Raw genomic sequence first — 22,544 nt, 5'->3', positions numbered from 1 at the left:
GACAATCGACGATTAAATAATGTACAAGGGTCGAAACGGACCCTTTTTGATGCGCACGATTTCCCCTCCGGTCGGCTTGCCGGCCCTCAATGAGACCGACCTTGTCGGCCAGGTCGCCCGGCGTCTGACCGAAGCCATCGTGCAGGGGCGGCTGCCGCCGGGATCAAAGGTCGTCGAAGCCGGAATTGCGCGCGAGCTGGGAGTGAGCCGGGCGCCGGTGCGCGAGGCGGCGCGGCTGCTCGAACAACAGGGCTTGCTGGTCGCCAATCCGCGCCGCGGCTTCTTCGTCCGGCAGTTTGCCGCCGACGATATCGACGAGATCTACGACCTGCGTCTGTGCGTCGAACGTCATGCCGCGGTGCTCGCCGCGCGCAACCTGACGCCGGAGACGCGCGACAAGCTGCGCCGCCAGATCGACGTGCTGCACGAGACTGCCGATCTCGACGATCCGGCGCGGCAGGTCGAGGAGGACTACCGCTTCCATCGCCTGATCTGCGAGATCGCCGGCAACCGGCGGATGCTGCGGCTGTTCGACGATCTCGCCTCCGAGCTGCGCATGGTGATCGGCCTGATCGGCCGCCTTTATGACGATCCGCACGAGATCGCACGCACGCACGAGCCGGTGCTCGCCGCGATCGAGGCCGGTCATCCCGAGCGCATCGTCGCTCATGTCGATTACCACATCGGCCATGCCTGGCGCGAAGTCGGACGGCTGGTGCGCGAGATTCCGCCGTGGCCGGTGGCGGCGAAATAGCCGTGCGATCTTGCGATCTTTCTGATTCATCCAACAGGAGTGTCCCGTGAAGGCCGTCTACAGTGATCTGCACCGCAGCCATGATCCGCAGTTCTTCCTGGTCCGCGGCGTGGTCCAGCGCACCACCGAGCAGCCCGAGCGCGCCGATCGCCTGCTGGCAGGCCTGAAGGCCGGCAAGCACACGCTGATCGAGCCGACCAAATTCGGGCAGGGGCCGCGTGCCCGCGTGCACAGTCCGGAATATCTGAGCTTCCTTGCCGAGGCCTGGGATGCGTGGACCGCGCTCGGCGATGCCGGGCCGGAGATGATCGCGAACATCCACCCGGTGCGCAACGCTGCCACCTATCCGACCCATATCGTGGGCAAGCTCGGCTGGCACACGGCGGACACCGCAGCGCCGATCGGCAAGGGCACCTGGGCCGGCGCCTGCGCCTCGAGCGATGTCGCGGTCACCGCCGCGCAGATGGTGCTGGACGGCGAGGATGCGGTTTATGCGCTGTGCCGTCCGCCCGGCCACCACGCCTATCGCGACATGGCCGGCGGCTTCTGCTTCCTCAACAACAGTGCGATCGCGGCCGAGCATCTGCGCCAGAAGCATGAGCGCGTCGCGATCCTCGACGTCGACGTGCATCACGGCAACGGCACGCAGGGCATTTTCTACGAACGGCCGGATGTTTTCACCGTCTCGATCCACGCCGATCCGTCGTTCTTCTATCCGTTCGTCTGGGGCTATGCCCATGAGCGCGGCGCCGGACCCGGCCTCGGCGCCAATCTCAACATTCCCCTCGCCAGGGGCACCGGCGACGACGACTACATGAAGGCGCTGGCGGCGGCGGAGCGGGCCATCCGTTCCTTTGCGCCGACCGCGCTCGTGGTCGCGCTCGGTCTCGATGCTTCCGAGAAGGATCCGCTCGCGGGTCTCGCCGTCACCACCGATGGCTTCCGCCGGATCGGCGAGGGGCTGGCCCGGTTCGGCCTGCCGACGGTGCTGGTGCAGGAGGGCGGCTATCTCTCCGATATCCTCGGCGCCAATCTGACGGCGGTGCTCGGCGGGTTCGAGGCCGCGCGCTAAAGCATGATACGGAAAAGTACGAAGCGGTTTTCCGAAAAGATCATGCTCAAACAAAGAGCTAAAGCGCGATGACGATTCAACCAAATCTCATCGCGCTTTAGCGCCTTGCACGAACCGGCCAGTTGCTGGCCAGTTCGCGAACAGGTCTGGAAGGGATAAGGTAAGTGTTTGACTTCTCTGATATCCTGTTCTCAGCTACGGTCTGATGGGTCGATAATCGTTGCTGTAATGGGACAAATCGTTCGTAAGCCGTTCAAAACCTACCACCATGGCGACCTTCGCGAAGCGCTGATCCAGGCCGCGTTGCGCGAAGTCGAGCTTGGCGGGCCGGAAGCGATCAGCATCAAGGCTTTGGCCAAGCAGCTCGGCGTCTCGCAGCCGGCGCCGTACCGGCATTTCGCCGACCGCGAGGCCTTGCTCGAGGCGGTTACCGCGGAGGCGTTCCGGCAGTTCAACGTGATCATGCGCGAGGCGATCACGCAGCCGGGCAAGGGCTCGAAACTATCGCGCTTCGCGCAGGCCGCGCTCGCCTTCGGGCTCGAGCGCCACGGCATCTACCGGCTGATGTTCGCGTCGCGCACCATGGCCTGCGCGCCCAAGGGCAGCGAGCTGCACGTCGCGGCGATGGAAACGCTGGCGCTGTTGATCGAGTCGTTCGAGGCGCCGGCCGTCGGGCTGTTGCGCGAGCGGCAGGCGCTGAAGATCTGGGCCGGGCTGCACGGCATCGTGATGCTGGCCGAGCAGGGCCTGCTCACCGGCGAGTCCGCCCAGATCAGCCGCGAAGAGCTGCTGGACGAAATCGTCGAGCAGACCAAGCTCGCGCTTACCGTCGCGCTGCAGGCGGCGGAAGGTAAGGCATAGGCCGCGTTAGCGCGGCGGCCGCGGATCGATCGGGGTGGTGCCGCGCACGCCCAGAATGTCCTCCAGCACCTTTGCGCCGGCCAACAGCTGCGCCTCGGCGCGCGGCTTGGCCACCATCTGCAGGCCGATCGGCAGGCCCGACGCGGTGAAGCCGCAGGGCAGCGACAATGCCGGGCAGCAGGCCAGCGTGATCGCGTAGACGATGCCGAGCCACTCGACGTAATTGTCGAATTCCTTGCCGGCGCATTCGGCGACATAGCGGTGCTCGACCGGGAATGGCGGCACGATGGTCGCGGGCGCCAGCAGCAGGTCGTACTTGTCGAAGAATTCGAGCGCACGCTGCGTCATCGCGACGCGTTGCGCCTCGGCGCGCTCGAGCTTCTCGACGGTGAGCTTCAGCCCCTCCTCGATGTTCCAGATCACCTCGGGCTTCAGCAAATCGCGCTTGGTGCGCAGCAATTCGGCCTTGCTGATCGCGAAGTCGAACGCGCGCAGCACGTGGAAGCACTCATGGGCTTCGCGCAGGTCGGGATGCGCCTCTTCGACGATCGCGCCGGCTTCCGCAAAACGCTCCGCCGCCTTGCGGGTCACCGCCTTGACCTCGGGATCGACAGGGGTGATGCCGAGATCGGGCGAATAGGCGATGCGCTTCGGCTTGTTGCCGGAGCGTGCCGCGGACAGGAACGATGTCGGCAATGCGGGCAGCGACAGCGGATCGGCGGCATGCTCGCCGCTCATCGCGTCGAGCAGAAGGGCGAGGTCCTCGACATTGCGCGCCATCGGTCCTTGCACGCCGAGGGTGCGGTCGACGCCGAATTTCGGCGTATGTGCGACGCGGCCGATCGAGGGCCTGAGGCCGACGACGCCGCAGAAGCTCGCCGGGTTGCGCAGGCTGCCGCCCATGTCGGAGCCGTGCGCGAGCCACGCGGTGCCGCTGGCCAGTGCCGCCGCGGCGCCGCCGGAGGAGCCGGCGGCCGAGCGCGACGTGTCCCAGGGATTGCGGGTCGAGCCGAACACCTCGTTGAAGGTGTTGGCGCCGGCACCGAATTCCGGCGTGTTCGACTTGGCGTAGATCACGCCGCCGTTCTGTTCGAGGCGCTCGACCAGGATGTCCGACTTCGCCGGGATATTGTCCTTGAAGATCGGCGAGCCCAGCGTGGTCAGCACGCCGGAAACCGCGGTGAGATCCTTGATCGGAACGGGAAGCCCCGCGAGCAGGCCGCGCTCGCCGGCCGGCTTCTGCATCAGGGCCTTGGCGTGGCTGCGGGCACGGTCGAAGCAGAGCGTCGGCAGCGCATTGACCTTGCCGTCGACCTCGGCGATGCGCTGTTCCAGCACGTCGAGCAGATCGAGCGGCGTAACGTCGCCGGCCTTCAGCTTCTCGACGACGGCACACGCCGTTTCCTTCACCAGGCCCTGATCAGCCATGCACCGTTGCTCCTATGCGTTCTGTTGGCTTGTGCTGTAGAACATTTCTTGCCGTCGTGGCAATGCGACGAGAACCGAAGGGGCAGGGATGGCAGCGTTGTTTTCCGCGCTGGACTGGCGCGCGATGAGCCAGCGGGAGCGTGACCTCGGCTTGAACAATGGCGTCGCCGTCAAGGGCAGCGCCGAGCTCGTCGCCGGTTGGGAGCAGCGCTCGGCTGCGATGCGCCAGCAGCACGCGCAGCATCTCGACCTCAGATACGGCCCGCGCGAGCGCAACCGGATCGATGTCCTGAAAGCCGGCGACGGTGCGCCGACGCTGTTGTTCATCCATGGCGGCTATTGGCAGGCCCGTGCCAAGGAGGTGTTCACGATCTTTGCCGAGGGGCCGCTGGCGCATGGCATCAACGTCGCGCTGATCGGCTACACGCTGGCGCCGGATGCGACGCTCGATGACATCGTCGCCGAGATCCATGCCGGCATCGATTTTCTGGCTGGGCAACTGCCCGCGCTCGGCGCGGCCTCCGGCGGCATCGTCGTATCCGGCTGGTCGGCCGGTGGCCATCTGACATCGATGGCGCTGTCGAACGCCAACGTCCGGGCCGGCATGGCGATCTCAGGCATCTATGACCTCGAGCCGATCCGCCACTCCTATCTCAACGAGAAGCTCAGGCTCGACGAAGCCGCGTCGCGGCGCAACTCGCCCATGATGCAGGAGGGCGGCCCGGCAAAACCGCTGTCGCTGGTGGTCGGCGGTGCCGAACTGCCGCTGCTGCGCAAGCAGACCGCCGATTTCGCCGGTCATCGCGCCCGCTACGGTCTGCCGGTGACCTATGAGGAGATCCCCGGCGCCGATCATTTCTCGATCATGCGCGAGATGCAGGCGCCGCAGGGCCGCATCACGACGCTGATCCGGCAGTTGTTCGAGCGGACGGCGGGGTAACGTCATCCCCGCGCAATGCGTAGCGTTGTCGCTGAGGTGCGAGCGAAGCGAGCCTCGAAGGGTGGCGTGGCCCGTGGCCCATCCTTCGAGACGCCGCTTCGCGGCTTCTCAGGATGACGGTGGTGCAAGCGGCGACGTCAGCCCCACCCCGACGTCAGCCCGCCATCGACCGTGTAGATCACGCCCGAGGTATAGCCCGCGCGGTCCGACGCCAGGAACGCCATCAGGTCGCCGATCTCGCGCGCATGCGCGGGACGGCCGAGCGGCAGGCCCTTCTGAAATTCGGTGTAGCGGCTCTCGTCGCCGAACTGGTTCCTGGCGCGGGTCTTGAGCAGCGTGACGTGGCGGTCGGTGCCGACCGGGCCGGGATTGATGCCGACGACGCGGATGTTGTCGGCGAGGCTCTTGCCGCCGAGCGCACGGGTGAACGACATCAGCGCCGCATTGCCGGCGCTGCCGCAGATGTAATTGGCGTCGAACTTCTCGCCGGCCGCGCCGATGTCGTTGATAACAACGCCGCCGCCGCGCGCCTTCATCTGGGCATAGATCGCACGCGTCAAATTGATGTAGCCGAACACCTTGAGCTCCCAGGCATGGCGCCAGGTCGCCTCGTCGATCTTGTCGATCGAGCCGCCCGGGATATCGCCGGCATTGTTGACCAGGATGTCGATGTCGGCCGACTCCTTCGCCAGCCGCGCGAGGTCGTCCGATTTGCGCAGATCGACCACGCTGATCGCGGCATCGATCTGGTGCGCGGAGCGCAGCCGTTCGGCCAGCGCCTTCAATTGCTCGCCATTGCGGGCGGCGAGCAGCAGATTGGCGCCTTCCTCGGCAAAGGCTTCGGCGGCGGCCGCGCCAATGCCCTTGGAAGCGCCGGTGATCAGGACTCGCTTGCCGCGCAGATGCAGATCCATGGGATGTCTCGCTGGTTTTGAGGAACGGATATCGGCGAAATTGGTGGGGCAGGGTCGCGCCGCGGTCAACACTGCACTGCAGCGTTGCGCTCGCACGCAGTTTGGTCCATTGCAGGGCGATCAGAATAGGCGGCATTGCCGGCCGGGCAAATCACAAGGGTGTTCTCGATGAGCAAGAAGCAATATCGAATTGCGGTCATTCCCGGCGACGGCATCGGCAAGGAAGTGATGCCGGAGGGCCTGCGCGTCGTCGAGACGGCGGCCAGAAAGCACGGCGTTGACGTCAAGTTCGATCATTTCGACTTCGCCTCCTACGATTATTACGAGAAGCACGGCGAGATGATGCCGGCCGACTGGAAGGACAAGATCGGCAAGCATGACGCGATCTATTTCGGCGCGGTCGGCTGGCCGGCCAAGATCCCGGATCACGTCTCGCTGTGGGGCTCGCTGATCAAGTTTCGCCGCGAGTTCGATCAGTATGTCAATCTGCGCCCGGTGCGGCTGATGCCCGGCGTGCCGTCGCCGCTGGCGAACCGCAAGCCCGGCGACATCGATTTCTGGGTGGTGCGCGAGAACACCGAGGGTGAATACTCCTCCGTCGGCGGCCGCATGTTCCCGGACACCGACCGCGAATTCGTCACCCAGCAGACCGTGATGACCCGCACCGGCGTCGACCGCATCCTGAAATTCGCGTTCGATCTGGCGCAGTCGCGGCCGAAGAAGCACCTGACCTCGGCGACCAAGTCGAACGGCATTTCCATCACCATGCCCTATTGGGACGAGCGCGTGGAGGCGATGGCCAAGAACTATCCGGGCGTGAAGTGGGACAAGTACCACATCGATATCCTGACCGCGAACTTCGTGCTGCATCCGGACTGGTTCGACGTCGTGGTCGGCTCCAACCTGTTCGGGGACATCCTCTCCGACCTCGGCCCGGCCTGCACCGGCACGATCGGCATCGCGCCGTCGGGCAACATCAATCCGGAAGGCGATTTCCCCTCGGTGTTCGAGCCGGTGCACGGCTCGGCGCCTGACATCGCCGGTCAAGGCATCGCCAACCCGATCGGCATGATCTGGTCGGGCGCCATGATGCTGGAGCATCTCGGCGAGAAACAGGCGGCAGCCGCCATCGTCGGCGCGATCGAGCGCACCCTCGGCGAACGCACGCTGCGCACCCGCGATCTCGGCGGCAACGCCGACACCACTGCGTGCGGCAAGGCGGTCGCGGAGATGGTGGATTAGGGTTGCTGTGTAGGGTGGGTTAGCCGAAGGCGTAACCCACCGTCTTTATGGCCGCAGAAATGGTGGGTTACGCCTTCGGCTAACCCACCCTACGGTCTGCGACGATTACCCCTTCACGATCCGTCGGCAGTGCTCCCATGCCGCGTGGATCAAATTCTCGCTCGCCTCGGGCGTGCGGAAGGCTGAGTGCGCCGACAGCGTCACGTTCGGGATCTTGGTCAGCGGGTGATCCTTCGGCAGCGGCTCGATGTTGTAGACGTCGAGGCCGGCGTGGCGGATGTGACCGGACTTCAACGCATCGATCATCGCCTGCTCGTCGACGATGGCGCCGCGCGCGGTGTTGATCAGCACCACCCCCTTTTTCATCTTCGCGATCCTGTCGCGCGTGATCATGCCGCGGGTCTCGTCGTTCAAGAGCAGATGGATCGAGACCACGTCGCTGTTCGCCAGCACGGTGTCGAGCTCGGTGAATGCGACGCCGGGATGGCTCTTGGGCGACCGGTTCCAGGCGATCACCTTCATGCCGCTGCCGAGCGCAATGCGGGCGACCTCGGCGGCGATGCCGCCAAATCCGACCAGGCCGAGCGTCTTGCCGGTCAGCTGCATGCCGTCTTCGCGCAGCCAGTTGCCGGCGCGCATCTCGCGGTCCATCTGCGCGATCACCCGCGCCGACGACCACATCAGCGCGATCGCGGACTCAGCGACCGCGGTGTCGCCGTAGCCCTTGATCAAATGCACGGAGATGCCGAGCTCGGCGAGCTCCTCCGGGTTCATGTAGCTGCGCGCGCCGGTGCCGAGGAACACGACGTGCTTCAGGCCGGTGCATGTCTTTGCAATGTCGGTCGGCAGCGCGGTGTGGTCGACCACCGCGATCTCGGCGCCGTCGAGCACCGCGGGATAATCCTCGGACTTGATGTCCGGGTTGCGGTTGATCCGCATCCTGGGATCGCCCGGTTTTTCCAGCCGCTCGGTGATGACAGCGAGCGATTCATTGGCGTCGACAAACACTGCGCGCACGAAAGCCTCCATCGAAGCAAGGAAAGATGTCAGGATGCGACGCCGGCGAGCGCCAGCACCGTATGCAGCAGGACGTTGGCGCCGGCCGCACAGTCGGGCTGGGTAGCGTCTTCCAGCTCGTTGTGGCTGATGCCGTCCTTGCAGGGCACGAACACCATCGCGGCCGGCATCACCGTGTTGAGGTTGCAGGCATCATGGCCGGCGCCGGAGGTGATGCGGCGATGCGAATAGCCGAGCTGCTTTGCGGCGTTCTCCACCGCGTCGACCAGCTTCGGATCGAAATGCGTCGGCGCCTTGCGCCAGACCAGGTCAAGCTGCACCTCGACCTTGCGCTTTGCTGCGATCTCGGCGACCGCGGCACGCAGATCGCGATCCAGCGCATCCATGATCGCGGCATCGGCGCTGCGGCAATCCACCGTGAAGGCGATCTCGCCGGGAATGACGTTGCGCGAGGGACTCGCGATCACGGCTTCGCCGATGGTGCCGACCGCCTTCGGGCCGTGCTTCTTGGCGATGCTTTCCATCGCCAGCACGATCTCCGACAGCGTCGCCAGCGCGTCGCGGCGCAGCGGCATCGGGGTCGATCCGGCATGGCTCTCGAAGCCCGTGATCTTGCCGTCGTACCACAACACGCCCTGGCCGGAATCGACCACGCCGATCGTCTTGCCCTCGGCCTCCAGGATCGGGCCCTGCTCGATATGCAGCTCGACGAAGCCTGAGAATTTCTGGCGGCCGACCGGCGCATCGCCGCGATAGCCGATCGAGTCCAGCGCCTGCGCCACCGTCACGCCCTCGGCGTCCTTGCGCGAGAGGATGTCGTCGGTGGTGAAATCGCCGACATAGGCGGCCGAGGCCATCATCGCCGGCGCAAAGCGCGAGCCTTCTTCATTGGTCCAGTTGCAGATGCAGATCGGCAGCTCGGTCTCGATCCCGGCATCGTTCAGCGTGCGCACCAGTTCAAGCGCGGCGAGCGTGCCGAGGATGCCGTCATATTTGCCGCCGGTCGGCTGTGTGTCGAGATGCGAGCCGACGCCGATCGGCGGCTTCGACATGTCGCGTCCCTTCCGCAAGCCGAACATCGAGCCGAGCGCGTCGATCTGCACCTCGAGGCCGGCGTCCTCGCACGCCTTGCGGAACCAGTCGCGCACCTGCTTGTCCTCGGCGCTCAAGGTCAGCCGCCGCACGCCGCCCTTCTGGGTTGCGCCGAACTGCGCGGTTTCGTGGATGGCACCCCAGAGGCGGGCGGAATCGATCTGCAGGTTGGTGGCGGCTCGGCTCATGCTGACATTCCATTTTGTATTCGGTCATTCCGGGGCGAAGCATCGAACCCGGAATCTCGAGATTCCCCGGTGCGCGGTTGCGCACCTGAGGTCTGGTCCTTCGGACCATCCCGGAATGACAGTTCATCTCCGGCCTTCGTTCAATGACGCGCCGCTTTCGCGTCGTCAACCGCCACGCTCGCCTGTGCGATCTGCCTGGCGAGATGGGCGACGCGCTCGATGGCGACCGCATCGGGGGAGGCGAGCCAGCTCGCGGTGAAGGTGAGCGGCGGCAGCTTGAGGTCGGTGTCGAGCAGTTGCAGCCGGCCGTCGGCCAGCTCGTTCTCGACGATCGCCGACGGAATCACCGCAATGCCCAGCCCTTCATTGGCCATGTGGATCACGGTCGCGAGCGAGGTCGAGGCGTGCAGCCGGATCGGCGGCAAATCGGGCGCGTTGAACAATGCTCGCACGGTCTCGTAGGGCTGCGTCTTGCGCGGAAAGGTGATGATCGGAAACCGCGCCAGATCCTGCCGCGCCACCGGACCGTCGCAGAGGCCGAGCGCCGGGCTCGCCAGGAAGCCGATCGGGTAATCGCACAGCACATGGTTGTGGGCGCCGGACGCCGATATCGGTCCGAGCACGAAGGCGAGCTCGATCTCCTGCGCCAGCAGCCGTTGCGTCAGATTGGGCGTGATGTCGACCTCGATCTCCAGCGACAGGTTCGGATAGATCTCGTTGACGCTCTTGACCAGCCGCGGCAGCCAGGTGTGCACGATGGTCTCCGCGACACCGAGCCGCAGCGCGCCACGCATCGCCGAGCGATCGCCGACCTCGGCCATCATCTCCGAGCGCAGGCCGATCAGCTTCTCGGCATAGACCATCATCAGCCGTCCGCTCGGCGTCGGCGAGGCCACCCGGTGATCCCTGTTCAACAGCTTGACGCCCATCTCGCGCTCGAGCTGGGCAATGCGCTGGGAGATCGCCGGCTGGGTGGTGTTGAGCCGCTGGGCGGCGCCGCGGAAGCTGCCGAGCTTGACGACCCAGAGGAAAGTTTCGATCGAGCGGAAGTCCGTCATTGAAGAATTTTCCAGATCGATAAATCTATATTATCGATTTTGATTAGAAAGGACGATTAGACATTATATCACGCTTGGTGTTGGTTTGTCCTTGTCGAGATTATGGGCAGGAGGCTCCGATGACCGTTTTTGCGGCAGTGCAGCGATCTCAGGGTGAAGCGGTGCTTCCAAGCGTCGAGGCGCGGCGCGCCTGCCGTGACGGCACGGCCTCGGTCACCACAGCCGGTCTCGCCAATGGCTTCGTCCAGGGCAATCTCGCGATCCTGCCGGAAAAGCTCGCCGGCGCCTTCCACCGCTTCTGCCAGCTCAACCCGAAGCCGTGCCCGATCATCGGCATGTCCGACGTTGGCGATCCCCGTATCCCCGCGCTCGGCCTCGATCTCGACATCCGCACCGATGTGCCGCGTTACCGGGTCTGGCGCGACGGCGAGGTGGCCGACGAGCCGACCGACATCACCAAGTACTGGCGCGACGATCTCGTCACCTTCGTGCTCGGCTGCTCCTACTCATTTGAAGAAGCGCTGCTCGATGAGGGGCTGCCGATCCGTCACATCGAACGCAATCTGCGTGTGCCGATGTACCGCACCAATATCGCCTGTCAGCCGTCGGGGCCGTTCGCCGGACCGATGGTGGTGTCGATGCGTCCGTTCAAGCCGGCGGATGCGATCCGCGCGGTGCAGATCACCTCGCGCTTTCCATCGGTGCATGGCGCGCCGGTGCATCTCGGCCATCCGCATGCGATCGGCATCAAGGACATCGCCAAGCCCGATTACGGCGACGCGGTGCCCGTGGCCGATGACGAGATTCCGGTGTTCTGGGCCTGTGGCGTGACGCCGCAATCGGTGATCGCAAGTGCGAAGCTGCCGTTTGCGATCACGCATGCGCCGGGCCTGATGCTGGTGACCGATCTCAGGAACAAGCAGCTCGCTGTGCTTTGAATAGGCATTTCGTGCAATTCATTGAGGCTTTACTGCAAACTACAAGCATCACATCGATAACAGGCTGACCAAGGGGAAATTTCGATGACGATCTCTCGCCGTAACGTATTGCTTGGCGCCTCCGCCGCCGCGCTCGTGCCGATGATGGCGCGCGCGCAAACCTCCGAAGTGGTGATCGGCGTGCTCTACCCGCTTTCGGGCGCCAGTGCCCAGATGGGCGTCGACGCGCAGAAGGCCTACGAGACCGTGCTCGAGATCATCAACAAGAAGTACGATTTCGATCTGCCGCTCGCGAAGGATGAGGGATTGCCGGGGCTCGGCGGTGCAAAGATCCGTCTCGTCTATGCCGACCACCAGGGCGACCCGCAGAAGGGCCGTGCGGAGGCCGAACGCCTGATCACCCAGGAGAAGGTCTGCGCAATCGTCGGTACCTATCAGAGCGCGGTCGCGGTGACGGTGAGTCAGACCTGCGAACGCTATCAGGTCCCGTTCGTCTCGGCTGACAACTCGTCGCCGAGCCTGCATACCCGTGGCCTGAAATTCTTCTTCCGCGCGGCGCCCCACGACGAGATGTTCTCGAAGGGCATGTTCGACTTCTTCGATGCCATGAAGAAAAAGGGTACCAAGATCGAAACGCTGGCGCTGTTCCACGAAGACACCATCTTCGGAACGGACTCGGCGAACGCGCAGACCAAGCTGGCCAAGGAGCGCGGCTACAAGATCGTCGCCGACATCAAGTACCGCGCTAATTCGCCGTCGCTGTCGGCCGAGGTTCAGCAGCTCAAGGCTGCCAATGCCGACGTCCTGATGCCCTCGAGCTACACCACCGACGGCATCCTGCTGATCAAGACCATGGCCGAGCTCGGCTACAAGCCGAGCGCCATCGTCGCGCAGGCCGCAGGCTTCTCCGAGAAGGCGTTGTATGATGCGGTCGGCGACAAGCTCGACGGCGTGATCACCCGCGGCAGCTTTTCGCTCGATCTCGCGGCCAAGCGGCCGATGGTCGGCAAGATCAACGCCATGTTCAAGGAAAGGTCGGGCAAGGACCTCAACGACAACACCTCGCGCGAGTTCATGGCGCTGCTCGTGATCGCGGATGCGATCAATCGCGCCAAGTCGACCGACGGCGAAAAGATCCGGGAAGCGCTCGCCGCGACCGACATTCCGGCCGAGCAGACCATCATGCCGTGGAAGCGCATCAAGTTCGACGAGATGGGCCAGAACAACGACGCCGATCCGGTGCTGCTGCAATATGTCGGCGGCAAGTTCGTCACCGTGTTCCCGGCGCAAGCCGCGGTCGCCGAAGCCATCTGGCCGATGAAGTGACGGTCGCGCGCGGGGGCGGGGGCAACACGCTGTGACAGCCGATACCATCATCCAGAGTCTGGCGAGCGGCCTTTTGATGGGGCTGCTCTACGGACTGATCGCCGCAGGCCTCGCATTGATCTTCGGATTGATGGACGTCGTGAATTTCGCGCACGGCGAGTTCCTGATGATCGCGATGTACGCGACCTTCTTCCTGTTCGCGTTCTTTGCGATCGATCCGTTGCTGTCGGCGCCGTTGGTCGCCGCGGCGCTGTTCGTGTTCGGCGCGGTGGTCTATCTGTTGATCGTCCGCTTCGCGATGCGCGCCAAGGCCAATGCCGGCATGGTGCAGATCTTCTCGACCTTCGGCCTTGCGATCGTGATGCGGGGGCTCGCGCAGTTCTTCTTCACGCCCGACTATCGCAGCGTCACCAATTCCTGGGTCGGCGGCAAGACGGTGTCGATCGCCGGCATCTACCTGCCGGAGCCGCAGCTGATCGGCGCCCTGGTCGCGATCGTGGCCTTCGTCGCGCTGTATTTCTTCATCAACCGCACCGATTTCGGCCGTGCGCTGGAGGCGACACGCGAGGACGCCGGCGCGGTGGCTCTCGTCGGTATCGACAAGAACCGGGTGTTCGCGCTCGGCTGGGGCCTGGGTGCGGCGCTGGTCGGCCTTGCCGGCGCCATCATGGCGATCTTCTTCTACGTCTATCCCGATGTCGGCGCGTCCTTTGCCCTGATCGCCTACGTCACCGTGGCGCTCGGCGGCTTCGGCAGCGTGTTCGGCGCCTTTGCCGGCGGCATCCTCGTCGGCCTGGTGGAAGCGACCACCGCGCTGATCCTGCCGCCGTCGCTGAAGTCGGTCGGTATCTACGCCGTCTATCTCCTGGTCGTCTTCATCCGCCCGCGTGGCCTGTTCGGATCGATGTGATGGACACCCACTTCGCCCAACGCCGCAGGCGTGACCTGATCGTGGCGCTTTGCCTTGCGGTGATCGCCGCGCTGGCGCCGCTGTTCGTCAAGGACGTCTACGTCCAGAACATCATGGTGCTGACCCTGATGTATGCGGCGCTGTCGCAAAGCTGGAACATCCTGTCCGGCTATTGCGGACAGATCTCGCTCGGCCATGCGCTCTATTTCGGCCTCGGCGCCTACAGCACCGCGCTCCTGTTCACCAAGTTCGGCGTGCTGCCGTGGTTCGGCATGCTGGCGGGCGGGGCGATCTCGGCGGTGATCGCGATGGCGCTCGGCTATCTCTGCTTCCGCCTGCGCGGGCATTATTTCGTGATCGCGACCATCGTGATCGCCGAGATCGCGCTGCTCCTGATCCAGAACTGGGATTGGGCCGGCGCTGCGCTCGGCATCGATATCCCGATGCGCGGCGACAGCTGGCTCAAATTCCAGTTCGCCCGTTCGAAACTGCCCTACCTCTACTTCGCGCTGACGCTCGCCTGCGTCGCCTGGCTCGTCACCTGGTGGCTGGAAGATTCCAAATGGGGCTATTGGTGGCGCGCGGTGAAGGACAATCCCGACGCTGCCGAAAGCCTCGGCGTGGTGGTGTTCAATTCCAAGATGGGCGCCGCGGCGGTGTCGGCCTTCCTGGTCGCGATCGGCGGCAGCTTCTACGCCCAGTTCGTGTCCTACATCGATCCCGAAAGCGTGATGGGCTTCCAGTTCTCGCTGCTGATGGCGCTGCCCGCGGTGTTAGGCGGCATCGGCACGCTGTGGGGGCCGGCGCTTGGCGCCGTCATCCTGATCCCGCTGACCGAGCTGACCCGCTCCTATGTCGGCGGTTCGGGGCGCGGCGTCGATCTGATCGTCTATGGTGCGTTGATCGTCGCGATCTCGCTGGCGCTGCCGAAAGGCCTTGTCAGCGTGTTCGGAATGCTCTCTGGGCGCAAGGGAGCCGCACGATGACGGCACTCCCTGAAACCCCGCTGCTGGAAACCCGGGGCGTCTGGCAGCGCTTCGGCGGCCTCGTCGCCAACAGCGATGTCTCGATCTCGGTCGGGCGCGGCGAGATCGTCGGCCTGATCGGCCCGAACGGCGCTGGCAAATCGACGCTGTTCAACCTGATCGCCGGCGTGCTGCCGCCGACCCAGGGCTCGATCATGTTCGACGGCGAGGACGTCACCCGGCTGCCGGCGGCCGAGCGCTGCCAGCGCGGCGTCGGGCGCACCTTCCAGGTGGTCAAGAGTTTTGAGACCATGACCGTGATCGACAACGTCATCGTCGGCGCGCTGATCCGCAACACCAAGATGCGCATCGCGCGGCAGAAGGCTTACGAGGTGCTGGAGTTCTGCGGCCTGGCCGCGCGCGCCGACAAGCTCGCCGCCGATCTCGTACCGTCTGAGAAGCGCCGGCTCGAGGTCGCGCGTGCGTTGGCGACCGAGCCCAAGCTGCTGCTGCTCGACGAAGTGCTCACCGGCCTGACGCCGGTCGAGGCCCAGACCGGCGTCGAGCTGGTGCGCAAGGTGCGCGCCACCGGCGTCACCGTGCTGATGGTCGAGCATGTGATGGAAATCGTGATGCCGCTGGTCGACCGCGCCATCGTACTCAACCTCGGCAAGGTGCTGGTCGAGGGCAAGCCGACCGAGGTCGTCCGCAATCCGGAAGTCATTTCTGCCTATCTCGGGGATCGTCATGCTGTCGGTGCGTGAAGTCACCACCGCCTATCAGGGCCTGGTCGCGATCTCCTCGGTGTCGGTGGACGTCACCAAGGGCGAGATCGTCTGCGTCGCCGGCGCCAACGGCGCGGGCAAGTCGACGTTGTTGAAGTCGATCGCCGGCGCCGAGCGCCCGCGTTCGGGCAGCGTCACCTTCGACGGCAAGCGGATCGACGGCCAGCCGCAGCACGTCATCACGGCCGGCGGCATCGCCTTCGTGCCGGAGAACCGCCGGCTGTTTCCGCGGCTCTCGGTGCGCGACAATCTGCGGCTCGGCAGCTACCTCTATCGCAGCGAGGCCAATCGCGATGCGCCGCTCGATCTGGTGTTCAACCTGTTCCCGCGGCTCGGCGAGCGGCTCGAGCAGCGCGCCGAGACCTTATCCGGCGGCGAGCAGCAGATGCTCGCGATCGGCCGCGCGCTGATGACGCGGCCACGCCTTCTGATGCTCGACGAGCCGTCGCAGGGCATCATGCCAAAGCTCGTCGACGAGATCTTCCAGGCCGTCAAACGCATCCGCGATGCCGGCATGACCGTTCTGATCGTCGAGCAGCGGATGGCCGAGTGCCTCGAGATTGCCGACCGCGCCTACATCCTGCAGACCGGCCGCGTGCTGATGCAGGGCACAGCGGCCGAGATCAGCGGCAATCCGGATGTTCGGAAAGCGTATCTGGGGCTGTAGCCCACCGTCATTGCGAGCGCCGCGAAGCAATCCATCTCTCCCACTCAAGGAAGGATGGATTGCTTCGTCGCTTCGCTCCTCGCAATGACGGTGAGGACCGCAATCCTGGTGCCTACTTGCCTTGTTCCTTGCCGTCTTCGATCTTTTCGACCTTCGCCGCAAGGTCCGGCACGCGGCTCACGCGGTAGGTCGCGTTGCTGCAGGTCAGCGTCCAGGCTTCGTTGTCGGGCTTCGAGAGCTTGTCGTCCCGTTCCGCCTTGAGCGGCTTGTCGCAGGCATAGCCTTGCGCGCGCAGCTGGGTTGCCAGCAGGCCTTGCAAGGTCTCCTCGGTCCGCGCGACTGAACCCGCCAGACCGACGGCGAACGGCACCGCAAATGCCACGCCTATGAACCTCTTCATGACTGTCCTCCGCATGCGATCCTCCGCTTGTCTACTGAGGGTGATCCGGCAGCACGAGCCCGAAGGTCCTGGTCAAATCCGCCACCTGTTCGGGCGAGAGATAGCGCGGGTTCAGCCCGCGCAGCAGCAGATAGAGTTTTGCGGTTTCCTCCAGTTCCTCGGTGGCGAACACCGCCGCTTCCAGCGTGTCGCCGGAGACCACCGGGCCGTGATTGGCCAGCAGCACCGATGAATATTTGCCGGCCAGCCCTTTGATCGCATCGGCAACGGCGGGGTCGCCGGGACGATAATACGGCACCAGCGCGGTCTGGCCGCACTTCATCACATAATAGGCCGTCATCGGCGGCAGCGCGCCACGCGGATCGATCTCGGGCAGCATCGACAGCGCGACCGAATGGGTCGAGTGCAGGTGCACCACCGCGCCGGCGGACGAACGTGTCTGGTAGAGCGCGGTGTGCAGCGGCACTTCCTTGGTCGGGGCATCGCCGGAGAGGAGGCGGCCATTGCCGTCGAGACGCGACATTTTCGCCGGATCGAGGAAGCCGAGCGAGGCGTTGGTCGGCGTCACCAGCCAGCCGCCGTCGTCGAGCCGGACGCTGATATTGCCCGAGGAGCCCGGCGTCAGCCCGCGCTCGAACAGCGAGCGGCCGAAGCGGCAGATGTCCTCACGAAGCCTTGTTTCGCTCATCCGCTGTCGCCTACCTTATGTCGCCCGCCTTATTTGCGTTGGCGCTATCCGTTTTCCGCTTTGTCTCATGCTTTGGCAGCGCGGCCAAGCCGTGATAGGCAAGCAGCAAAAGCGCATGATCCGGAAAGATGGGAAACCGTTCCATGCGCAATCAAGTAAAAGTTTGAGGATCGCCTTATGTCCAGTTCCGCAACACCACACGTCGCCGTCATCGGGCTGGGCTCGATGGGATACGGCATGGCAACCTCGCTCAAACGGGCCGGCTTTGCGGTGACCGGTTGCGACGTATCGGCCGATGCCGTCGCGCGCTTCGTGGCCGACGGCGGCAAGGGCGCGAAGACGCCGGCCGAGGCGGCCAGGGATGCCGACATCGTCGTCAGCGTCGTGGTCAATGCGGCGCAGACCGAAGCCATCCTGTTCGGCAAGGACGGCGCCGCCGAGACCCTGGCCAAGGACGCGGTCTTCATTTCCTCGGCGACGATGGACCCCGATATCGCGCGGCGGCTCGCAAAGCAGCTCGAGGCGACCGGCCGGCACTATCTCGATGCCCCGATCTCCGGCGGCGCGCAACGCGCAGCGCAGGGTGAGCTGACGATCCTGGCTTCCGGCAGCGCGGCAGCGTTCGCAAAGGCGCGCCCGGCGCTGGATGCGATGGCCGCGAAACTCTACGAGCTCGGCGATGCCGCCGGGCAGGGCGCCGCGTTCAAGATGATCAACCAGCTCTTGGCCGGCGTGCACATCGCCGCCGCCTCGGAGGCGATCGCCTTTGCCGCCAAGCAGGGCCTCGACATCCGCAAGGTCTATGAGGTGATCACGGCCTCCGCCGGCAATTCCTGGATGTTCGAGAACCGCATGCCGCATGTGCTCGACGGCGACTATGCACCGCGCAGCGCGGTGGAGATTTTCGTCAAAGACCTCGGCATCATCCAGGACATGGCACGCAATGCGCGCTTCCCGGTGCCGGTCTCCGCCGCCGCGTTGCAGATGTTCCTGATGACCGCGGCGGCCGGCATGGGCCGCGACGACGATGCCTCGGTAGCGCGGATGTATGCCCAGGTCACCGGCACCAAGCTTCCCGGCGCGAAATAAGAGGATTTTGCGATGCCCCGCTTTGCCGCCAACCTCACCATGATGTTCAACGAGGTCCCGTTTCTCGACCGCTTCGAGGCGGCCGCGAAAGCGGGCTTCACCGCGGTCGAGTTCCTGTTTCCTTACGACCATCCGGCCGAGGAGGTCGGCAAGCGGCTCAAAGGCAATGGACTGACGCAGGCGCTGTTCAACCTGCCGCCGGGCGACTGGAACGCCGGCGAGAGGGGTTTTGCCGCGCTGCCTGATCGCTTCGCCGATCTGCAGGCGAGCCTGAAGACCGCGCTGCCCTATGTGCAGGCGACCGGCGTCAAGCGGGTGCATCTGATGGCGGGGATCGCCGACCGCAGCGATGCCAGGGCGGTTGCGGCATTTCGCAAGTCGGTCGCCTATGCCGCCGAGGTCTTCGCGCCGCACGGCCTCGACGTCGTGATCGAGCCGATCAATCCGCGCAACGTACCCGGCTACTTCCTCAACGATTTCCTGTTCGCGCGCGACCTGATCAACGAGCTCAGAATTGCGAACCTCAAGCTGCAATTCGACATCTACCACTGCCAGATCATCCATGGCGACGTCACGATGCGGCTGCGCGAGATGATGCCGATCATCGGCCACATCCAGATCGCCTCGATCCCCTCGCGCAACGAGCCCGACGGCGAGGAGCTGAACTATCCGTTCCTGTTCGGCGAGCTCGACCGGCTCGGCTATGGCGGCTTCGTCGGCTGCGAATACAATCCGCGCGGCAAGACCACCGACGGTCTGGCCTGGTTCAAGCCTTATACCGGAGTGAAGCCGTGACCTCAGCCGGAAAGCTGTCCCTTGGCTGCATCGCCGACGACTACACCGGCGCCTCCGACCTTGCCAACACGCTGACCCGCGCCGGGCTGCGCACGGTGCAGACCATCGGCGTGCCCGCTGACGATCTTGCGCTGCCCGAGGTCGACGCCGTCGTGGTATCGCTGAAGAGCCGCTCGATCGAGGCCGGCCTCGCCGTGACGCGTTCGCGCGCGGCGGAGGCCTGGCTGCGCGGCCGTGGCGCCAAGCACATCCTGTTCAAGATCTGCTCGACCTTCGATTCCACCGACGCCGGCAATATCGGCCCGGTAATGGACGCGCTGCGCGCCGACTCCAAGGACAGCATCGTGCTGGTGACGCCGGCGTTCCCGGAAACCGGCCGCACCATCTACCAAGGCAATCTGTTCGTCGGCTCCGTGCCGTTGAACGAGAGCCCGTTGAAGGACCACCCGCTCAACCCGATGCATGATTCCAATCTGGTCCGGGTGCTGGCGCGCCAGAGCAAGACCAAAGTCGGCCTGGTCGATCTCGCGACCTTGAGCCGCGGCGCGGCGGCGGTGCGCGCAAGGCTCGCCGAGCTCGCGCAAAGCGGCATCGGCGCTGCCATCATCGACGCGGTGTTCGACCGCGATCTCGAGACCATCGGGCAGGTGGCGCTGGATCATCGTCTGTCGGTCGGCGCTTCCGGGATCGGACTCGGGCTGGCGCGGGCGCTGGTCGCCGCCGGCGAGGCCCGGTCGAACGCCGCCGACGCGCAGCCCGCGGCGGCAGTCGGCGGCCCGGCGGCCTGCCTCGCCGGCAGTTGCTCGCAGGCAACCCTGCGCCAGATTGCCAACGCCGAGAAGGTGATGCCGGTCCTGCACCTCGATCCCGAGCGGGTGGTCGCCGGCAAGGACGAAGCGCAGCGCGCGCTCGCTTGGGCCAGGGAAAAGCTCGCGGCAGGTTCGATCCTGATCGCGAGCAGCTCGACCCCGGACGAGGTGGCCGCTCTGCAATCGCGTCATGGCCGCGATGCAGCCGGACGTGCCATCGAGCAGGCCATGGCCGACATCGCGGATGGTCTGGTGCAGTCGGGTGTGCACAGGCTGGTGGTCGCCGGTGGTGAAACTTCGGGCGCCGTGGTCGATCGCCTCGGCATCCCGGGATTCCTGGTCGGCGCGGAAATCGCCGCGGGCGTGCCGGTTCTGCGCGCGGTCGGCACCAAGACCGGCACCAAGACCGGCGCGATGGTGCTCGCCCTGAAATCAGGCAATTTCGGCGGGCCGGAGTTCTTCTCGGACGCGCTCGCATTGATGCCGTGATGCGGCCGCCGCACATCATGTCAGCGCGGTGACAGCGCATCTCAGTAGTTCAACGGGGAGCCAAATTAACCCTACTTAAGGAGCGGGACTGGCTTTGATGCGTGCGGCGCACCGCCGCGCCCCGAGCCATTCGATTGGGCTTCGCGAGCCCGCGTCCAAGAGACTCACGATGTTCGCCAAATTCTCGATCCGCGCCAAGATCATTGCCGCGGTTGCATTCCTGCTCGTCGCGCTGACGGGCATGGGCCTACTTGCAGTCTGGAATATGCGGGCGATCAATGCCAACACGGTCGACATCACGACCAACTGGCTGCCGAGCGTGCGCATGCTCGGCGAGCTGCGCGCCGGAGTCATCACCTATCGCAACGTGATCCGCGAGCACATGCTTGCCGAGACGGCCGAAACCAAGCTGGCGCAGGAAAAGACGCTGGCCACCGTGATCGAGATGATCGCCAAGGCGCGTACGGCCTATGAGCCGATGATCACGACCGCGGGCGAACGGGCGTTCTACAATCAGTGGGTCGAGACCTGGGACAAGTACCGCAAGGGTACCGAGCAGGTGATGGAGCTGTCGCGCCGGGACGCCGGCAAGATTGCCCACGACGCGCATGAGCTCAACACCCAGGTCGTGAACAAGATCGGCCTTGAGGCGGACGAAATTCTCAACAAGGACATCGCCTATAACAACACCGGGGCCGACAAGGCCGCGCAGGATGCCGCCGACAGCTACAATTCGGCCTTCATGCTGCTCGCGGCGATCCTCGGCGGCGCCGTCCTGATCGGCATCGGCGTCAGCTTCTACCTGGTTCGTGACGTGTCTGCCGGTATCGCGTCGATCATCACGCCGATGCAGGCGCTGGGGCGCGGTGACCTCACCGCAGACGTGCCGCACCAGGGCGAGAAGACCGAGATCGGCGCGATGGCCGATACGCTGCAGGTGTTCAAGGAAGCCCTGATCGCCAAGAAGGCGGCGGACGAAGCTGCCGCCGCCGATGCCGAAGCCAAGATCGAGCGCGGCCGCCGGGTCGATGCCATCACCCGCAATTTCGAGCAGATGATCGGCGAGATCGTGCAGACCGTGTCGTCGGCCTCGACCCAGCTCGAAGCCTCCGCCAGCACGCTGTCGTCGACCGCCCGCCGTTCGCAGGAACTGACCACGTCGGTTGCCGCCGCGTCCGAGGAAGCCTCGACCAACGTCCAGTCGGTGGCCTCGGCGACCGAGGAGCTGTCGTCGTCGGTGACCGAGATCAGCCGCCAGGTGCAGGAATCGGCGCGGATGGCCGGCGACGCCGTCGGCCAGGCGCGCACCACCAATGATCGCGTCAGCGAGCTGTCGAAGGCCGCCGCACGCATTGGCGACGTGGTCGAGCTGATCAACACGATTGCCGGCCAGACCAATCTGCTGGCGCTGAACGCCACCATCGAGGCGGCGCGCGCCGGCGAGGCCGGCCGCGGCTTCGCGGTCGTGGCGTCCGAGGTGAAGGCGCTCGCCGAGCAGACCGCCAAGGCGACCGGCGAGATCGGCCAGCAGATCGCCGGCATCCAGACCGCGACCCAGGAGTCGGTCGGCGCCATCAAGGAGATCTCGTCGACCATCGAGAAGCTGTCGGAGATCTCGTCGACCATCGCCGCTGCCGTCGAAGAGCAGGGCGCGGCGACGCAGGAGATTTCCCGCAACGTGCAGCAGGCGGCGCAGGGCACCCAGCAGGTCTCGGCCAACATCACCGACGTGCAGCACGGCGCCAACGAAACCGGCTCGGCTTCCAGCCAGGTGCTGTCGGCGGCACAGTCGCTGTCGGGCGACAGCAACCGCCTCAAGCTCGAGGTCGGCAAGTTCCTCGAGGCCGTCCGCGCCGCCTGAACCGGCGCCAATCGGACCGGCGACCGGGATCGTTCTCCGGGCAGCTCGTCGCAGCGTGGTGGGCCGGCCGGCGCACCACCACGCTTTGCATTTTCGCAGAGCTGCGATGCGCTAGCCTACTGGCGGCCGCAACGGCGTGCTCGGGTTGCTCGCATTCGCAGCAGAGCCGTCTCTTTTTGCCGATGATCCGAGGGCCGATTGACGGCACGCCGCCCGCACGGTCGATCGAAGCGCGCGTGTTCACTGCGCTATGCCA

The 22,544-nt window shown here is 65.3% G+C and carries 22 protein-coding genes; 15 read left to right on the top strand and 7 right to left on the bottom strand.

Annotation, left to right across the window (positions count from 1 at the left end; all coding sequences use genetic code 11):
- The first annotated feature begins 49 nt into the window (after positions 1–49).
- The 3 genes from ACVIW0_RS25720 to ACVIW0_RS25710 all read left to right on the top strand — a co-directional run bounded on the left by ACVIW0_RS25720 (position 50) and on the right by ACVIW0_RS25710 (position 2,687).
- A complete protein-coding gene (locus ACVIW0_RS25720; protein WP_456755947.1) occupies positions 50–754 on the top strand; it encodes a GntR family transcriptional regulator in 705 nt (234 codons plus the stop codon).
- A 46-nt stretch (positions 755–800) separates the two neighbouring features.
- Positions 801–1,826, top strand: coding sequence for a histone deacetylase family protein (locus ACVIW0_RS25715; protein WP_461354890.1), 1,026 nt, complete (start codon positions 801–803; stop codon positions 1,824–1,826).
- A 228-nt stretch (positions 1,827–2,054) separates the two neighbouring features.
- Positions 2,055–2,687, top strand: coding sequence for a TetR/AcrR family transcriptional regulator (locus ACVIW0_RS25710; RefSeq protein ID WP_461354889.1), 633 nt, complete (start codon positions 2,055–2,057; stop codon positions 2,685–2,687).
- Positions 2,688–2,693: 6 nt separating this feature from the next.
- On the opposite strand, the gene ACVIW0_RS25705 is transcribed toward ACVIW0_RS25710, so the two are convergent.
- Positions 2,694–4,115 carry an amidase gene (locus ACVIW0_RS25705; protein WP_461354888.1) on the bottom strand — a complete coding sequence of 474 codons (1,422 nt, stop codon included), beginning with the start codon at positions 4,113–4,115 and terminating at the stop codon, positions 2,694–2,696.
- 88 nt (positions 4,116–4,203) lie between these two features.
- Between ACVIW0_RS25705 and ACVIW0_RS25700 the strand changes: the two genes are divergently transcribed.
- Entirely contained in the window at positions 4,204–5,055 is an 852-nt protein-coding gene (locus ACVIW0_RS25700) for an alpha/beta hydrolase (protein ID WP_461354887.1), read from the top strand.
- Between the two features lie 137 nt (positions 5,056–5,192).
- On the opposite strand, the gene ACVIW0_RS25695 is transcribed toward ACVIW0_RS25700, so the two are convergent.
- The gene (locus ACVIW0_RS25695) at positions 5,193–5,969 is read right to left on the bottom strand and encodes an SDR family oxidoreductase (RefSeq protein ID WP_461354886.1); all 777 of its coding nucleotides are present in this window, start codon (positions 5,967–5,969) and stop codon (positions 5,193–5,195) included.
- A 168-nt stretch (positions 5,970–6,137) separates the two neighbouring features.
- Here ACVIW0_RS25695 and ACVIW0_RS25690 point away from each other — a divergent pair, with 168 nt between their 5' ends.
- Positions 6,138–7,211 carry a tartrate dehydrogenase gene (locus ACVIW0_RS25690; protein ID WP_461354885.1) on the top strand — a complete coding sequence of 358 codons (1,074 nt, stop codon included), beginning with the start codon at positions 6,138–6,140 and terminating at the stop codon, positions 7,209–7,211.
- Positions 7,212–7,316: 105 nt separating this feature from the next.
- Here the strand turns inward: ACVIW0_RS25690 and ACVIW0_RS25685 are convergent, their stop codons facing one another.
- The 3 genes from ACVIW0_RS25685 to ACVIW0_RS25675 form a co-directional block, all read right to left on the bottom strand.
- A complete protein-coding gene (locus ACVIW0_RS25685; protein WP_461354884.1) occupies positions 7,317–8,228 on the bottom strand; it encodes an NAD(P)-dependent oxidoreductase in 912 nt (303 codons plus the stop codon).
- A 29-nt stretch (positions 8,229–8,257) separates the two neighbouring features.
- Positions 8,258–9,508, bottom strand: coding sequence for a Zn-dependent hydrolase (locus ACVIW0_RS25680; protein ID WP_456755940.1), 1,251 nt, complete (start codon positions 9,506–9,508; stop codon positions 8,258–8,260).
- Between the two features lie 140 nt (positions 9,509–9,648).
- The gene (locus ACVIW0_RS25675; RefSeq protein ID WP_461354883.1) at positions 9,649–10,566 is read right to left on the bottom strand and encodes a LysR family transcriptional regulator; all 918 of its coding nucleotides are present in this window, start codon (positions 10,564–10,566) and stop codon (positions 9,649–9,651) included.
- Positions 10,567–10,685: 119 nt separating this feature from the next.
- Here ACVIW0_RS25675 and ACVIW0_RS25670 point away from each other — a divergent pair, with 119 nt between their 5' ends.
- From ACVIW0_RS25670 to ACVIW0_RS25645, 6 genes are all read left to right on the top strand, one after another.
- Complete coding sequence (locus tag ACVIW0_RS25670) at positions 10,686–11,504, top strand: putative hydro-lyase (RefSeq protein WP_461354882.1); 819 nt, start codon at positions 10,686–10,688, stop codon at positions 11,502–11,504.
- An 84-nt stretch (positions 11,505–11,588) separates the two neighbouring features.
- Positions 11,589–12,830, top strand: coding sequence for an ABC transporter substrate-binding protein (locus ACVIW0_RS25665; RefSeq protein WP_461354881.1), 1,242 nt, complete (start codon positions 11,589–11,591; stop codon positions 12,828–12,830).
- A 31-nt stretch (positions 12,831–12,861) separates the two neighbouring features.
- Complete coding sequence (locus ACVIW0_RS25660; RefSeq protein ID WP_456755936.1) at positions 12,862–13,740, top strand: branched-chain amino acid ABC transporter permease; 879 nt, start codon at positions 12,862–12,864, stop codon at positions 13,738–13,740.
- The gene (locus tag ACVIW0_RS25655) at positions 13,740–14,726 is read left to right on the top strand and encodes a branched-chain amino acid ABC transporter permease (RefSeq protein ID WP_461354880.1); all 987 of its coding nucleotides are present in this window, start codon (positions 13,740–13,742) and stop codon (positions 14,724–14,726) included. Before ACVIW0_RS25660 ends, ACVIW0_RS25655 begins: the two co-directional genes overlap by 1 nt.
- Positions 14,723–15,469, top strand: a complete 747-nt coding sequence (locus ACVIW0_RS25650) for an ABC transporter ATP-binding protein (RefSeq protein ID WP_456798394.1) — start codon at positions 14,723–14,725, stop codon at positions 15,467–15,469. The genes ACVIW0_RS25655 and ACVIW0_RS25650 overlap by 4 nt, the downstream gene beginning before the upstream one ends.
- Complete coding sequence (locus ACVIW0_RS25645) at positions 15,453–16,157, top strand: ABC transporter ATP-binding protein (protein WP_461354879.1); 705 nt, start codon at positions 15,453–15,455, stop codon at positions 16,155–16,157. Before ACVIW0_RS25650 ends, ACVIW0_RS25645 begins: the two co-directional genes overlap by 17 nt.
- A gap of 112 nt (positions 16,158–16,269) precedes the next feature.
- On the opposite strand, the gene ACVIW0_RS25640 is transcribed toward ACVIW0_RS25645, so the two are convergent.
- Together ACVIW0_RS25640 and otnC are read right to left on the bottom strand one after the other, a co-directional pair.
- On the bottom strand, positions 16,270–16,557 hold the full coding sequence (locus ACVIW0_RS25640; protein ID WP_461354878.1) for a hypothetical protein: 288 nt from the start codon (positions 16,555–16,557) through the stop codon (positions 16,270–16,272).
- A gap of 31 nt (positions 16,558–16,588) precedes the next feature.
- Positions 16,589–17,245 (bottom strand): 3-oxo-tetronate 4-phosphate decarboxylase, encoded by a 657-nt coding sequence (otnC, locus tag ACVIW0_RS25635; RefSeq protein WP_461354877.1) that lies wholly within the window; start codon positions 17,243–17,245, stop codon positions 16,589–16,591.
- A gap of 177 nt (positions 17,246–17,422) precedes the next feature.
- Between otnC and ltnD the strand changes: the two genes are divergently transcribed.
- The 4 genes from ltnD to ACVIW0_RS25615 all read left to right on the top strand — a co-directional run bounded on the left by ltnD (position 17,423) and on the right by ACVIW0_RS25615 (position 22,288).
- Positions 17,423–18,334, top strand: a complete 912-nt coding sequence (gene ltnD / locus ACVIW0_RS25630; RefSeq protein ID WP_461354876.1) for an L-threonate dehydrogenase — start codon at positions 17,423–17,425, stop codon at positions 18,332–18,334.
- Positions 18,335–18,346: 12 nt separating this feature from the next.
- On the top strand, positions 18,347–19,129 hold the full coding sequence (gene otnI, locus ACVIW0_RS25625; RefSeq protein ID WP_461354875.1) for a 2-oxo-tetronate isomerase: 783 nt from the start codon (positions 18,347–18,349) through the stop codon (positions 19,127–19,129).
- Positions 19,126–20,427: a 3-oxo-tetronate kinase gene (otnK, locus tag ACVIW0_RS25620; RefSeq protein ID WP_461354874.1), complete on the top strand. Its 1,302-nt coding sequence runs from the start codon at positions 19,126–19,128 to the stop codon at positions 20,425–20,427. Before otnI ends, otnK begins: the two co-directional genes overlap by 4 nt.
- A gap of 169 nt (positions 20,428–20,596) precedes the next feature.
- A complete protein-coding gene (locus ACVIW0_RS25615; RefSeq protein WP_461354873.1) occupies positions 20,597–22,288 on the top strand; it encodes a methyl-accepting chemotaxis protein in 1,692 nt (563 codons plus the stop codon).
- Positions 22,289–22,544 lie beyond the last annotated feature (256 nt).

The organism is Bradyrhizobium sp. USDA 4454 (assembly GCF_054822705.1).
The sequence above is the reverse complement of the archived record's forward strand: the minus strand, read 5'-3'. Positions and strand labels throughout refer to the sequence as shown.

Bases quoted from the DNA above. Each gene is read 5' to 3' on its own strand.
- ACVIW0_RS25720 (WP_456755947.1), top strand. From the start codon at position 50: ATGCGCACGATTTCCCCTCCGGTCGGCTTGCCGGCCCTCAATGAGACC.
- ACVIW0_RS25710 (WP_461354889.1), top strand. From the start codon at position 2,055: ATGGGACAAATCGTTCGTAAGCCGTTCAAAACCTACCACCATGGCGAC.
- ACVIW0_RS25705 (WP_461354888.1), bottom strand. From the start codon at position 4,115: ATGGCTGATCAGGGCCTGGTGAAGGAAACGGCGTGTGCCGTCGTCGAG.
- ACVIW0_RS25700 (WP_461354887.1), top strand. From the start codon at position 4,204: ATGGCAGCGTTGTTTTCCGCGCTGGACTGGCGCGCGATGAGCCAGCGG.
- ACVIW0_RS25695 (WP_461354886.1), bottom strand. From the start codon at position 5,969: ATGGATCTGCATCTGCGCGGCAAGCGAGTCCTGATCACCGGCGCTTCC.
- ACVIW0_RS25690 (WP_461354885.1), top strand. From the start codon at position 6,138: ATGAGCAAGAAGCAATATCGAATTGCGGTCATTCCCGGCGACGGCATC.
- ACVIW0_RS25680 (WP_456755940.1), bottom strand. From the start codon at position 9,508: ATGAGCCGAGCCGCCACCAACCTGCAGATCGATTCCGCCCGCCTCTGG.
- ACVIW0_RS25675 (WP_461354883.1), bottom strand. From the start codon at position 10,566: ATGACGGACTTCCGCTCGATCGAAACTTTCCTCTGGGTCGTCAAGCTC.
- ACVIW0_RS25670 (WP_461354882.1), top strand. From the start codon at position 10,686: ATGACCGTTTTTGCGGCAGTGCAGCGATCTCAGGGTGAAGCGGTGCTT.
- ACVIW0_RS25665 (WP_461354881.1), top strand. From the start codon at position 11,589: ATGACGATCTCTCGCCGTAACGTATTGCTTGGCGCCTCCGCCGCCGCG.
- ACVIW0_RS25655 (WP_461354880.1), top strand. From the start codon at position 13,740: ATGGACACCCACTTCGCCCAACGCCGCAGGCGTGACCTGATCGTGGCG.
- ACVIW0_RS25650 (WP_456798394.1), top strand. From the start codon at position 14,723: ATGACGGCACTCCCTGAAACCCCGCTGCTGGAAACCCGGGGCGTCTGG.
- ACVIW0_RS25645 (WP_461354879.1), top strand. From the start codon at position 15,453: ATGCTGTCGGTGCGTGAAGTCACCACCGCCTATCAGGGCCTGGTCGCG.
- ACVIW0_RS25640 (WP_461354878.1), bottom strand. From the start codon at position 16,557: ATGAAGAGGTTCATAGGCGTGGCATTTGCGGTGCCGTTCGCCGTCGGT.
- otnC (WP_461354877.1), bottom strand. From the start codon at position 17,245: ATGAGCGAAACAAGGCTTCGTGAGGACATCTGCCGCTTCGGCCGCTCG.
- ltnD (WP_461354876.1), top strand. From the start codon at position 17,423: ATGTCCAGTTCCGCAACACCACACGTCGCCGTCATCGGGCTGGGCTCG.
- otnI (WP_461354875.1), top strand. From the start codon at position 18,347: ATGCCCCGCTTTGCCGCCAACCTCACCATGATGTTCAACGAGGTCCCG.
- ACVIW0_RS25615 (WP_461354873.1), top strand. From the start codon at position 20,597: ATGTTCGCCAAATTCTCGATCCGCGCCAAGATCATTGCCGCGGTTGCA.